The organism is Cryobacterium sp. BB736, assembly GCF_014980265.1.
Taxonomy (GTDB): Bacteria; Actinomycetota; Actinomycetes; order Actinomycetales; family Microbacteriaceae; genus Terrimesophilobacter.
The window spans coordinates 129,436-142,616 of the sequence record NZ_JABXWQ010000004.1; the positions used below are offsets into that span (position 1 = coordinate 129,436).

General features: G+C 67.7%; 11 protein-coding genes. 4 read left to right on the forward strand and 7 right to left on the reverse strand.

Annotated elements, in window-relative coordinates; translation table 11 throughout:
• Positions 1-12: 12 nt before the first annotated feature.
• Positions 13-1,965: a 1-deoxy-D-xylulose-5-phosphate synthase gene (gene dxs / locus IRG63_RS10150; protein ID WP_193510045.1), complete on the reverse strand. Its 1,953-nt coding sequence runs from the start codon at positions 1,963-1,965 to the stop codon at positions 13-15.
• 122 nt (positions 1,966-2,087) lie between these two features.
• Here dxs and IRG63_RS10155 point away from each other — a divergent pair, with 122 nt between their 5' ends.
• Positions 2,088-2,279, forward strand: coding sequence for a hypothetical protein (locus IRG63_RS10155; protein WP_168627392.1), 192 nt, complete (start codon positions 2,088-2,090; stop codon positions 2,277-2,279).
• A gap of 50 nt (positions 2,280-2,329) precedes the next feature.
• A complete protein-coding gene (locus IRG63_RS10160) occupies positions 2,330-5,212 on the forward strand; it encodes a LuxR family transcriptional regulator (protein WP_193510046.1) in 2,883 nt (960 codons plus the stop codon).
• A 1-nt stretch (position 5,213) separates the two neighbouring features.
• On the opposite strand, the gene acnA is transcribed toward IRG63_RS10160, so the two are convergent.
• From acnA to dut, 4 genes are read right to left on the reverse strand one after another with little or no spacing between them, the layout of a single operon-like run.
• A complete protein-coding gene (acnA, locus tag IRG63_RS10165) occupies positions 5,214-8,021 on the reverse strand; it encodes an aconitate hydratase AcnA (RefSeq protein WP_193510047.1) in 2,808 nt (935 codons plus the stop codon).
• Positions 8,022-8,081: 60 nt separating this feature from the next.
• Entirely contained in the window at positions 8,082-8,813 is a 732-nt protein-coding gene (locus IRG63_RS10170) for a DUF3159 domain-containing protein (protein ID WP_193510048.1), read from the reverse strand.
• Complete coding sequence (locus tag IRG63_RS10175) at positions 8,810-9,493, reverse strand: DUF3710 domain-containing protein (protein WP_193510049.1); 684 nt, start codon at positions 9,491-9,493, stop codon at positions 8,810-8,812. The genes IRG63_RS10170 and IRG63_RS10175 overlap by 4 nt, the downstream gene beginning before the upstream one ends.
• The gene (gene dut / locus IRG63_RS10180; RefSeq protein WP_168627397.1) at positions 9,490-9,960 is read right to left on the reverse strand and encodes a dUTP diphosphatase; all 471 of its coding nucleotides are present in this window, start codon (positions 9,958-9,960) and stop codon (positions 9,490-9,492) included. The genes IRG63_RS10175 and dut overlap by 4 nt, the downstream gene beginning before the upstream one ends.
• Before the next feature lie 65 nt (positions 9,961-10,025).
• Between dut and IRG63_RS10185 the strand changes: the two genes are divergently transcribed.
• On the forward strand, positions 10,026-10,472 hold the full coding sequence (locus IRG63_RS10185) for a DUF3093 domain-containing protein (protein ID WP_168627398.1): 447 nt from the start codon (positions 10,026-10,028) through the stop codon (positions 10,470-10,472).
• 34 nt (positions 10,473-10,506) lie between these two features.
• Here IRG63_RS10185 and IRG63_RS10190 read toward each other — a convergent pair whose 3' ends face one another.
• A complete protein-coding gene (locus IRG63_RS10190) occupies positions 10,507-10,800 on the reverse strand; it encodes a DUF4193 domain-containing protein (RefSeq protein WP_168627399.1) in 294 nt (97 codons plus the stop codon).
• Positions 10,801-10,994: 194 nt separating this feature from the next.
• On the opposite strand from IRG63_RS10190, the gene sepH reads away from it, so the two are divergent.
• The gene (sepH, locus tag IRG63_RS10195; RefSeq protein WP_193510050.1) at positions 10,995-12,029 is read left to right on the forward strand and encodes a septation protein SepH; all 1,035 of its coding nucleotides are present in this window, start codon (positions 10,995-10,997) and stop codon (positions 12,027-12,029) included.
• 5 nt (positions 12,030-12,034) lie between these two features.
• Here the strand turns inward: sepH and IRG63_RS10200 are convergent, their stop codons facing one another.
• Entirely contained in the window at positions 12,035-13,174 is a 1,140-nt protein-coding gene (locus tag IRG63_RS10200; protein WP_193510051.1) for an alkaline phosphatase family protein, read from the reverse strand.
• Between the last annotated feature and the right edge of the window lie 7 nt (positions 13,175-13,181).

Below are 13,181 nucleotides of genomic sequence, written 5' to 3' on the forward strand. Positions count from 1 at the left end.
TCCCGTTTTGTCTCACGGCCGGTCGAGCTTCTCTTCCGCCTCGATCTGCGCGCCCTGCTCCTCCGGCAGCGGCCGCGCGACCGGGATCTTCGTGCCGAGCACCTGCGCGACGACATTGCGCGCGATGCTCTGCGCGGTGAGGCCGGCCGCGGTCAGGATCTCGTCGCGGGAACCATGGTCGAGGAATTCGTCCGGCAGCCCCAGCTCGTCCAGCCCGGTATCAACTCCCGCAGCGCGCAGATCCTGGCGGATGCGCGTGCCGATGCCGCCGACTCGGACGCCGTCCTCAATGGTGATCACCAGGCGATGCTCGTCGGCGAACCGGATGATGCTCGGCTGGGTCGGGACGACCCAGCGCGGATCGATCACTGTCGCACCGATGCCCTGCGCCGCGAGCCGCTCTGCGACCTCGAGGCCGAGGGTCGCCATCGAACCGACCGTGACGATCAGCACATCCCGGTGCGGGGCCTCGCGGAGCACGTCGACGCCGTCCTCGGTGCGGCGGACCGCCTTCAGCTCATCCCCCACCGAACCCTTCGGGAATCGGATCACCGTCGGCGCGTCATCGATCGCGACGGCCTCGGCGAGTTCCTCGCGGAGCCTGGCCGCGTCCCGCGGGGCAGCGATACGGATGTGGGGCACGATCTGCAGCGCCGCAAGATCCCACATGCCGTGGTGGCTCGGACCATCCGGCCCGGTCACACCCGCTCGGTCGAGCACGAAGGTGACGCCGGCCTTGTGCAACCCGACATCCATGAGGAGCTGGTCGAACGCGCGGTTAATGAACGTGGCGTACAGCGCCACGACGGGGTGCAGGCCGCCGAAGGCGAGACCGGCAGCTGAGGTGACCGCGTGCTGTTCGGCGATTCCGACGTCGAAGACGCGGTCCGGATGCCGCGCCGCGAGCACGTGCAACCCTGTCGGCCGCAGCATGGCTGCGGTGATCCCGACCACCCGGTCGTTCTTGTCCGCCAGGCGGACGAGCTCGTCGGCGAACACCGAGGTCCACGACGGCCGGTCGGGAACGTCGAGCGCCTCCCCGGTCTCGGGATCGATCTGGCCAACCGCATGGAACTGGTCGGCCGCGTCGTGCCGTGCGGGCTCATACCCGCGGCCCTTCTCGGTGATCGTGTGCACGATCACCGGGGCTGCGTAGCTCTTCGCCTGACGCAGCGCACGCTCGACGGCCTCGAGATCGTGACCGTCGATGGGGCCGATGTACTTGATCTCCAGGTTGGAGTACGGTCCCTCATTCTTGATGAACCGGGTCCCGAAGCCATGCACGGCACCGCGGACGCCTCGATAGAAGGCGCGCCCAGGCGACCCGAACTTGTCGAAGAGCCTGCGGCTCGAGTGGTGCAGGCCGCGGTAGGCGCGCTTGGTGCGGACACCGTCGAGGAAGCGCGCGATGCCGCCGATGGTGGGAGCGTAGGAGCGCCCGTTGTCGTTGACGATCATCACCAGGTTGCGCGTGTTGTCGTCGCTGATGTTGTTCAGCGCTTCCCAGGTCATGCCGCCGGTCAGCGCGCCGTCTCCGACGACGGCGACAACGTGGCGGTTGGTCTGGCCGGTCATCTCGAACGCGCGGGAGATCCCGTCGGCCCAGCTCAGCGAACTGGACGCGTGCGAGCTCTCGACGACGTCGTGCACGGACTCGCTGCGCTGCGGATACCCGGCGATGCCGCCGCGCTGACGAAGCCCGGAGAAGTCCTTCCGTCCGGTGAGGAGCTTGTGCACGTACGACTGGTGCCCGGTGTCGAACACGATCGGGTCACGCGGTGAGTCGAAGACCCGGTGGATGGCAATGGTCAACTCGACGACGCCGAGGTTCGGCCCGAGGTGTCCGCCGGTGCGAGCCACGTTAGCGATAAGGAATTCGCGGATCTCCCCGGCTAGCTTCTCGAGTTGCGGCTTGGTCAGCGAATCCAAGTCCCGAGGTTCATGGATGGACTCGAGAATGCTCATGCTCCAACCCTATTTCACTTGCCGCCACCGACTCCTGAGTACAGGCCACTAAGACGTCCGATTCGCGCAAATAGGGATAACTCCCGATGTGCGGGTGCTGCCTCAGAGCGGACTCTTGAGACATGGAAACGATCACCACCCCGCATCCTGTACTCAGCATCCCGGATGAACGTGAAATGGCTCTCGCTGCCGAGTTGGCTCGACTGCGTGCCGCCGGCGACACTCGTGTCATGCCGGCACCCCGCCGGCTTACCACCCGGTTGCGGGCGGCTTTCGCGGTTGCCCCGCACCCGACCCCCGTCCTGGACAGGTGAGCGCTGGCCGGCCCCTCCCGTTTCGCCCGCCACGGTGGGACGATGGAGTGGTGCGCAGCCAGTCTGCCCCGGACATGGTCGGACGCCAATCCGAGCTGGAAGCCCTGCGAGCCGTCTTCGACGAAGCGGCCGCAGGGTCCACCCGCCTCGTGCTTATCAGCGGAGAAGCGGGCATCGGCAAGACCCGACTACTCGAAGAACTCGCCGCCGAGGTCGCCGACGAGTCGGACGTCATCGTCACCCACTGCCTGGACTACGGCGCCGTCGTGGTGCCGTACGCGCCGATCTCCGGATTGCTGCGCGAGCTGGTGGAATCACACGGCCGAGAGGCCGTCGACAAGGCCGCGGGGACCGGGCGTCGGATGCTCTCCGAGTTCATCGACGGAAGCAAGCTCTCCCCCACCCGCGACGACCGGATGGGCGTCGACCGGTTGAACGACGCGATCACGACCGTGCTCGAGAACCTCGCCGCAAGCAAACCGCTCGTCATCGTGATAGAGGACCTGCACTGGGCAGACCCAGCCACCCTGGACTTCCTGCGTTTCGTCGCGCGGGCCGGGGTGCGCAGCGGCCTGTTGTTCGCGCTCAGCTTCCGCAGCGACGAGGTCAAGCGCGGGCACCCGCTTCGCACGTTCCTGGCTGAACTGGAACGCAACCGGCGGGTCGATCGCATCACGCTCCCCCGGCTGACCCGCACGCAGGTGCGCGACCAGGCGCGCTCGATTCTCGGCACCGCCCCGGATGCCGACCGCACCCTCGCACTGTTCGAACGCAGCGAGGGGGTGCCGTTCTTCGTCGAGGAGCTGGTGTGCTTCGACCGGGCCGGGGGTGTGCCGGACACGCTGCGCGAACTGCTTTTGAACCGCTATGACGCCCTGGGTGACAGTGCCCGTGCGCTGATGCGGATCCTGGCAGCCGGTGGCGAACGTGTCGAACACGACCTGCTGGCGGCGGTGGTCGACGATCCGGGGACCCTGGACGACGACGCTCGGGAGGCCATCGACGCCGGGCTCATCTCGATCCACGATCGTGATTACGCGTTCCGGCACGCGCTGGTGCGCGACGCGGTCCGCGAGGAGCTGTTGCCGGGCGAGGCGACCCGATTCAACACCCGCTACGCGCAAGCGCTCACCGCCGAAGAGGGGGCGCCGGGTGAACGCGCCGGGCGAGCGACGAGGATCGCGTCGCATTGGATGGAAGCGCACGACGTGCAGCGTGCGTTCGCGGCGTCGATCACGGCAATGGACCTGAGCTTGGACGCGTTCGCGTACGCGAGCGCCGCGCAGCTGGGCGAGCGGGCGCTCGAACTGTGGGACCTCGTCGCGGAACCGGACGCGACAGCCGCGATGTCACGAGTCGACCTGCTCAGGGAGGTGTCCGGAGCGTGGTACCAGGACGGAGACATGGGCAGGGCCCTCGCCATGGTCGACCTCGCCCTCCGTGAGACCTCGCCCGAGGATCCGACCCGGCACGCCGATGTGCTGAGGCAGAAGGCAGCCATCAGGGACCATTCCGGCGCTACGGACGCACCGCAGCTCTACGAACAGGCTCTGGACGTGCTCGGCGACCGCGACCCGGTGATGAGGACGTGGATCCTCGCCGAGCTCGCGGCGCAGTACATGCTCATCGGCAACCTCGACGACGGCATCCGCCGCGCGACCGAGGCGCTCGAGAACGCGCCGCGCGAGGCCAGGCGGTTCGCGTCGGTTGCCGCGAATGTGCGGGGCTGCTCGCGCCTGAGTCTCATGGACATCTCCGGTGGGCTCGAGGACCTCGAACTCGCCAAGGAACTGGCCGGCCGGGATCCGGACGCGCTCTTGCGCTACTACGTGAACGCGTCCGATTCGCTCGCCCTGCTCGGCGACTTCCCCCGATCGCTCGAGGTCGCAAGCGAGGGCCTGCGGCTTGCCCGAGCGAACGGGGTGGAGCGCAGCGTCGGCTCGATCCTGGCCGTCAACACGGTCGATCCGCTGTTCGCCCTCGGCCAGTGGGAGCACGCGGACGAACTCATCGACCGCTCTCTAGAACTCGACCCGCCGCTGTCGTTCAAGATCTTCATGCGCGCCGCGAAGCTGCGGTCGCTGCTGTGGCGCGGCCAGGTCGACAAGGCGTGGGAACTGTATGGCAAGTGGCGCCCCGGCATGACTTCGCTGGGCAGCCATCAGGCTCAGGTGCGATTGTGCGTGGCAGCGGTTGCGGGTCACCTTGCCTTCGCGCGTGGCGACCTCGACTCCGCGTGGGAGGCTGTGTCTTCGCTGTTCAGCGAACAGACACCCGCGTCGGGGTGGACACTGCCCCTCGCCGGGATCGCCGCGCGCGTGCTCGCCGCCAAGCGCAGGGCGTTGCTCGCGCGTGGCGCCGAAGCACCCGTGCTGACGGTCGAGGAGGAGCAGCTCCGCGCCTGTCTTGCACGCGACGAGGGCTGGCCGACTCACTCGCTCTGGAGCACCGTCGTCGATGCCGAACTGTCGGGATCACTCGCCACCGGTGACGACCCGGATGCCTGGCAGCGGCTGGTCGATCATCCCGACCTTCCGGGCGCAGCCGTGGTCCTCCGGCTCCTCGCACGGCTGGGGTTGGCCAGGGCCTTCCTGGAATCTGGCGATCGCGCTCGCGCTGCCGAGACCCTCGATGCCGTCCTCGCCGACGCGGATGACGTCGGCGCGCAGCTCGTGGTGGCAACAGCGGAGCAGCTGCTGCAGCGTGCGGGCATCCGTGGCGAACGCGTGCCAGGCAACGAACTCACGGCCCGCGAGAGGCAGGTCCTCGAGCTGATCGGTCAGGGCCTCAGCAACGCGCAGATCGCCGGACGGCTCTTCATCAGCCCGAAGACCGTGAGCGTGCACGTCTCGGCGATCCTGCGGAAGCTGGGCGCGGCGAGCCGCACGGAAGCGGCTCACCGCGCCAGCCAAGCGCTCGCGCAGGTGGACTGACTCAGACCAGGCTGCGCAGCACGTACTGCAGGATGCCCCCGTTGCGGTAGTAGTCCGCCTCACCCGGGGTGTCGATGCGCACGACCGCGTCGAACTCGACCGGCTGCTTGCCGGCCGGCGAATGCTCGCTGGGCTCCGCAGTGACTCGCACGGTCTTCGGGGTGGCGCCAGCGTTGAGCTGCTCGATGCCTGAGATGCTCACGAACTCGGTGCCATCGAGGCCGAGGCTCTCTGCGGTCTCACCCGCGGGGAACTGCAGCGGGATGACGCCCATGCCGATCAGGTTCGAACGGTGGATGCGCTCGAAGCTCTCAGCGATCACCGCGCGGACGCCGAGGAGAGACGTGCCCTTGGCCGCCCAGTCGCGGCTCGATCCGGATCCGTACTCCTTGCCGGCGAACACGACGAGGGGGATGCCCGCTGCCTGGTAGTTCTCGCTCGCGTCGTAGATGAACGACTGCGGGGCGTCCGGCTGGGTGAAGTCGCGGGTGTACCCGCCCTCAACGCCGTCGAGCAGCTGGTTCTTCAGGCGGATGTTCGCGAACGTGCCGCGGATCATCACCTCGTGGTTGCCGCGACGCGAGCCGTAGGAGTTGAAGTCCTTGCGGTCGACGCCGTGCTCGGTGAGGTAGTGACCGGCCGGGCTGTCCGCCTTGATCGAGCCTGCGGGGCTGATGTGGTCGGTCGTGACAGAGTCGCCGAGCTTGGCCAGCACGCGCGCACCGGCGATGTCGGTCACCGGGCTGGGCTCGAGGGTCATGCCGTCGAAGTACGGGGGCTTCCGCACGTAGGTGGACTTCTCGTCCCACTCGAAAACCGAGCCGGCCGGCGTCGGCAGCGAACGCCAGCGCTCGTCGCCGTCGAAGACGCCCGCGTACTCGCGCGTGAACATCTCGCTGTCGATCGATGAGTCGATGGTCTTCTGCACCTCGGCTGCATCCGGCCAGATGTCCCGCAGGAACACGTCGTTGCCGTCGCTGTCCTGGCCGAGCGCGTCGTTCTCGAAGTCGAAGTTCATCGACCCGGCGAGAGCGTATGCGATGACGAGCGGTGGGCTCGCCAGATAATTCATCTTGACGTCGGGGTTGATGCGGCCCTCGAAGTTGCGGTTGCCGGAGAGCACGGCCGTGACGGCCAGGTCGCTCTCGTTGACGGCGGCCGAGACCTCTTCGATGAGCGGTCCGGAGTTGCCGATGCAGGTGGTGCAGCCGTAGCCGACGAGCGCGAAGCCGAGCTCGTCGAGGTAGCCGTTCAGTCCAGCCTTCTCGTAGTACTCGGTGACCACCTTCGAGCCGGGTGCGAGCGTGGTCTTCACCCACGGCTTGACCTTGAGGCCCTTCATGCTCGCGTTGCGGGCGAGCAGCCCCGCGGCGAGCATCACCGACGGGTTCGACGTGTTGGTGCAGGACGTGATGGCCGCGATCGCGACGGCGCCGTGGTCCAGCACGACCGACTCGCCGTCGAGCGAGACCTCGGTCGGCTTGGAAACCGACTTCGGGGCGTGCGCGCGGTGCGTGTGCTGGTGCTGGCTGTACTCGCTCTCCGGGGTGTTGCCGGGCGGGTCGGATGCCGGGAACGACTCCGACACCTCGAGGTCGACCAGGTCGTGCACGACGGTGGTGTAGTTGACGAGGTCGTTCTCGAACTGCTCCTTGGCCTGGCCGAGGATGATGCGGTCCTGCGGGCGCTTCGGGCCGGCGATCGACGGGACCACCGTCGCGAGGTCGAGCTCGAGGTACTCGCTGAACGCGGGCTCGGTGCTCGGGTCGTGCCAGAGCTTCTGCAGCCGGGAGTACTGCTCGATAAGCTCGATCTGCTCGGAGCTGCGGCCGGTGAGACGCAGGTAGTCGAGGGTGACATCGTCGATCGGGAAGATCGCGGCGGTCGAACCGAACTCGGGGCTCATGTTGCCGATGGTCGCCCGGTTGGCGAGCGGGACCTGCGCGACGCCCTCGCCGTAGAACTCGACGAACTTGCCGACCACGCCGTGCTGGCGCAGCATCTCGGTGATGGTGAGCACGACATCCGTCGCGGTCACGCCGGTCGGGATCGACCCGGTGAGCTTGAAGCCGACGACCTTGGGGATGAGCATCGAGACCGGCTGGCCGAGCATCGCGGCCTCCGCCTCGATGCCGCCGACGCCCCAGCCGAGCACGCCCAGTCCGTTGACCATGGTGGTGTGCGAGTCGGTGCCGACGCACGTGTCGGGGTAGGCCTGCAGGACGCCATCCACGGTGCGAGTCATCGTGACGCGGGCCAGGTACTCGATGTTCACCTGGTGCACGATGCCGGTGCCGGGCGGGACGACCTTGAAGTCGTCGAATGCGGTCTGGCCCCAGCGGAGGAACTGGTACCGCTCGCCGTTGCGCTCGTACTCGATCTCGACGTTGCGCTCGAAGGCATTCGGCGTGCCGAACAGGTCGGCGATGACCGAGTGGTCGATCACCAGTTCAGCGGGCGCGAGCGGGTTGATCCGCTCCGGGTCGCCGCCGAGGGCCGCCACCGCCTCGCGCATCGTGGCGAGGTCGACGATGCAGGGCACGCCGGTGAAGTCCTGCATGATCACGCGCGCTGGCGTGAACTGGATCTCGGTGTCCGGCTCGGCCGCGGGATCCCAGCCGCCGAGCGCGTCGATCTGGCTGCGGGTTACGTTCTTGCCGTCCTCGGTGCGCAGCAAGTTCTCCAGCAGCACCTTGAGGCTGAACGGGAGGCGCTCATGACCGGCGACCTTGTCGATCCGGAACACCTGGTAATCGGTGCCACCGACCGTGAGTGTGTCTTTGGCTCCGAAACTATCCACTGCCGACATTTGTGGTCTCCCTTGCTGAAGCTGCCAAATTTATCTTGACGTCGAGATAAATGCTATCACTTATGCCGTGTCATCCGCTGTGGAACTCGCCGGAGGGCTGTACGCCCACCTCACGAGCATCCAGGTCACCCAGAGCATGCCGGCGTAGAGCGGCACGCCCATGAGCAGCTTGGTCGCGGCAAGCCATTCGGTGTTCGAGGAGAAGTAGAGGGGCGCCTGCACGAGCAGTCGCGCCGAGAACAGCCCGACCCACAGCCAGGTGGCGATGTACAGCACGCGGCGCTTGTTCGCATCCTGGCGCCAGTGCGAGTCGTTCGCGAGCAGTCCGACAATGACGCCGATGAGCGGCCAGCGCACGGCGATGCTGACCAGCAGGACCAGCACCGACACCACATTGATGATGAGGCCGGGCACGAAGTTGTCCTCGGCACGCCCGGTCATCAGGGCGAGAACCGCGGAGATGCCGACACCGGCGAGTCCCGCGAGGGCCTGCGTCGCGGGCGTCTTCTGCACGAGGCGAACGATCACGAACACCGCAGAGACGGCCACCGGGGCGAGCACCGAGGCGACGACGTCGCCGGTGAAGGTGTAGGTGACCAGGAACCCCAGGCCGGGCAGGATGGCCTCAATCAGGCCGCGGACGCCGCCGACCGCCTTGAGCAGAGATCCAGCGGTGGGCACTTCGCCGGGCGCGACCTGCCCGATGCCGGCCTTGCGGGCCGCAGCGGCGAACGCCTGCCTGACCGACTCTGTGTCCGATTCGGCTGGCTTCTGCTCGCGCGGTTCCGTCATGTCGCGGTGTGCCCTGCGCTGGTCGGTGGCGTGGTGGTGGTGCCAGGTGCAAGGGTCGTCGCACCCTGCGGGACGTGCAGCGGGATCAGGTCGCGCGGCGGCATCGGGGTGTTGCCGCGCACGACCACGACACTGCGGAAGAGCTCTTCTACCTTCGCGGCGGCCTCCGGGTTGTTGACGCCCTCCCCCGCGATGACACCGCGCAGGAACCAGCGCGGCCCGTCGACGCCGACGAACCGGGCCAGACGTGTGTGCCCGGCCGCGCCCGCGCCGGTGGCGGGGATCTCGGCCAGCAGCTCGGGACCGAACGGGCCCATCGTCAGCTTGGTGGTGCCGCCCTGCTTGGCGATCTGCTCGCCGATCTGCTCCCGGATCTCGTGCCAGAGACCGGTCGAGCGCGGCGCGGCGAACGGCTGCACCTGAAGGGTCGATCCCGCGTAGTCGAGCCCGACCGCGACTACCCGCTTGGAGCCCTCCTCGATCTCGAGCCGCAGCTGCAGGCCCTCCCGCGGCAGGAGCTTGATGCCGCCGAGATCGATGTACGGGCGCACCGCGTTGGCTTCGCTCTCGTCGAGCGGCCCCGCGGTTGCGCGGTCGACTGGCGCCGACTTGGACTGGTCCAGCTCGTCTGTGAGTTCGTTTTCTGTGCCGGTCTCATCCGGATTGGCGCTGGCGTTCACGACTGTGCTCCCGTTTGTGTCTGCGTCGACTCGGACCGATACCCGGTCGAACCGAACCCCGCGGCCCCGCGGAGGCTTTCGGGGAGCGACTCTACCGGGGTGAATCGCGCCGTGGTCACCGGAGTGATGATCAATTGAGCGATCCGATCGCCGACCGCGACAGAATACGGCACCGACCTGTCGGTATTCAGAAGGGTCACCCGGATCTCGCCCCGGTACCCCGCATCGACCGTTCCGGGGCTGTTGACGATGGTGATGCCGTGCTTGGCTGCGAGCCCGCTGCGCGGCACGACGAAGGCCGCGTAGCCATCCGGCAAAGCGACGGCGAGCCCGGTCCCGACGGTGGCGCGTTCGCCCGGGCCCAACTCGACTGACTCGGCCGCGCACAGGTCGGCCCCGGCGTCGCCATGATGCGCGTAGAGGGGAGCAGCGGCCCCCACATACAGAACCTCGATCGCCTCAGTCACGGCATTCAGGCTAGTGCAGGCCGGCGGTGCACCGTCGCCGCGCGAAAGTCTGGTCGAATGGTGCCATGACGATCTACCGCGAGAAGCTCAACCCCTCCGTCTGGCTGTACGTCATCGCGTTGCTGGTGATTCCCGCGAGCCTGCTCGTCTTCCTGCCCATCAACGTCTGGGTGGGCGTGGCGGTCGCGGTCGTGCTGTACGCCGGATGCGTCGTGCTCCTGCTCCTCGCCAGCCCGGTGCTCGAGGTGACGGACGGCGAGTTCATCGCAGGGCGGGCGCGCCTGCCTATCGCCTTCGTCGGCGTCATCGAGGGCTTCAGAGCATCGGAGGCGACCCTGGAACGTGGCCAGCGGCTGGATGCGCGCGCCTGGCTCGTCATCCGGGGCTGGATCGACCCGGTTCTCAAGGTCGAGGTGACCGACCCGAAGGATCCGGTGCCCTACTGGCTGGTCTCCACCCGGCGACCGGATGAGCTGAAGTCGGCACTGGAGAAAGCGAAAGCCGGCGCATGAAGCGCCGGCTCACCGCCTGGAGTACAGCGAATTCCTAGGCTGCACACTCGATGCAGATCGGTCCGAGCTTGCTCTCGTGGTCGATCTGCGAACGGTGCTTCACCAGGAAGCAGTTCACACACGTGAACTCGTCCGCCTGCGGCGGAAGTACGACGACGTCGAGGTCGACATCGGTCAGGTCGGCTCCGGGAAGCTCGAATCCCCCGGGGTTGTCGGCGTCATCGACGTCTACGACTCCCGACATCTTGTCGGGGACCCGTTCCTTGAGCGCCTCGATCGACTCCGAATCGTCGTCCGTCTTTCGCGGGGCGTCGTAGTCCGTTGCCATGCCCATCCACTTCTGTTGTTGCTGTGATTTAGCCAATCGGCGCGCATAGTTTGCACCATCCGGAAGTCAATAGCAAACCATTGGCAGCACTAACATCCGTCCCCTACCCAACTCGCGGCGCGCCCAGCGTATTCCGGCCGAAATCGCATGGGCCATGGCACGCTTGGGGCATTGGCGAAAGGAACGCATCAGCCATGCAGGACCTGAGAGTGATCGGAGTGGAGAGCGGCGCGCTCCTCGTCGCATCAGACACGGGTGACCGGTTCCGTCTGGCCATCGACGACGTGCTGAAGTCCAAGCTGCGGCAGGCCCAGCCGGCCGCAGGCGAGAGTCGCAAGCTCTCCCCCAAGGAAATCCAGGCGCACATCCGCTCCGGCATGTCGGCCGAGGATGTTGCGGCCACCACCGGCGCGTCGCTCGAGTACATCGAACGGTTCGAGGGACCGGTGCTCGCTGAACGCGAGTACGTCGTGGAGAGCGCCCTCGCGGTGCCCGTGCACACCGCAGCGGACACCGACCCGCTGTCGGATGCCCAGACCTTCGGCTCGGTCATCATGAGCCGCCTGCACGAGTTGGGCGCGTCTGACGAGCGCTGGGCGAGCTGGAAGGAGGCTGCGGGCGGCTGGGTCATCAAGCTGTCGTTCACGGCCGACCTGATCGACCACGACGCCCGCTGGAGTTTCGACCCGCGCAAGTCCGCGCTCGCGCCGCTCAACAACGAGGCGATCACTCTCTCGCAGCAGGGGCGCCTGACCGGCAGCCTGATTCCGCGACTGCGTGCCGTCGACGTGCAGGAGCGCGTCCCGGATGCGACACGCTTCGACAGCGGCGCGTTCGACGACAGCGACCTGTTCCATGCCGACACCCTGCCGCAGCCCTCGCTTCGCCCGGTCACCGGCCCTGGCGCGGTCAACCCTGCGGCGATCAACCGGGACGAGAGCGAGACCTCCAGGCCGTCGAGCCAGACCGCTGATCTGCTCGAAGCCCTGCGCCGTCGTCGCGGCGAACGTGAGGCGGCGAGCTACGACGATCTCGAGGACGCCATGGCGGACCACCCGTCGACCGGGAGCATCCGTCTCATCGACGTTCCGCTACCCGACCCTGACCCAGAGGAGGAGCCGGTTGCATCCGCGCCCACTCCTCATAAGTCGGGCAAGAAGGGCCGCGCCACCATGCCGAGCTGGGACGAGATCGTCTTCGGTGCGCGCTCGGACGACGACCCGGCCTGACCGGTTCAGCGAGCGAACGCACCGAAACGCAGCAGCGGCACGGTCGTCTCTTCCGGAGAACGTGACCCGTGCTGCCCCACCATGGCAAGCGCCGTCTCGGATGCGGTCCGGCTGTCGTAGTAGACGATCGCCTTGCGCGCGGCCACCACGATGTCGCCGACGCGCGGAAGCACCTCGTCGGCAACGTCAGCACCGAACCAGCCCTGCGCGACGATCTCGTCACGCGTGAGCACCCAGGACCGGTCACCCTCCGCTGATCTCCACCGCTCGAGCACCCGCTGCCGCTGATCGGGCGACGCGTCCGGTTCGAAGTAGAGCTGCAAGCCACGGGGCTCCCCCGCGACATGGCGGATGCCGTCCACCAGTCCCGGGACGCTGTCGAACAGCACGTGCGCGTGCTGAGGCAGGTCGATGACGCCGTGATCGGCTGTGACGAGCATCCCCTCGCGTTGCCCAAGGCTTGACAGGAACTCGTTCGCGGCGGCATCCGTCGCCTCCAACGCGCGAAGCCACCGCTCGGACTGCCAGCCGTCGCGGTGCGCCGCCTGGTCGAGTTCGGAGATATAGAGGTAGACGACCGCGGTGTCATTCTGGTCAAGCACTCGCCGCGCCTCGGTGAAGCGGTCCGCGATGCTCACACCGCTCAGGTACTCTGCCCCGCGCAGCACGGCCTGGCTGAAACCGGACCCGCGGAACCGCTCGCTGCCGATGGTGAACGACGGGACACCGTTCGCCGCGGCCTCCTCGAACAGCGTCCCGGAGCGCTGCCAGGTGAGCGGGTCGAGCCGGTCGTCCCACCCGGTCAGCAGCTTCACGACCCGGTCGTGCTCCGCGTCGAGCACCTCGTAGCCGACCATGCCGTGCACACCCGGCTGCTCACCTGTGGTGAGCGATGCCAGCGCCGCCACTGTTGTGGTGGGGAACACCGTCTGGATCGTCGAGGATCTGGTCAGCGCGCTCGCGAGCGTCCGCGCGTGCCCGGCGCGAGCCCGCAGGTTCACAGCACCGAGGCCATCGACGATGACGACGACGGCGCGATCCACCGTCGGCAGCCCGAGCGCGTTGGAGCGTCCGGCAACCGAATCAAACGAACTTCGCAGAACGTCGGCAAGGCTCGGCCGCACGGTTTGAGTGGCCGCTAGCATGGTCGCA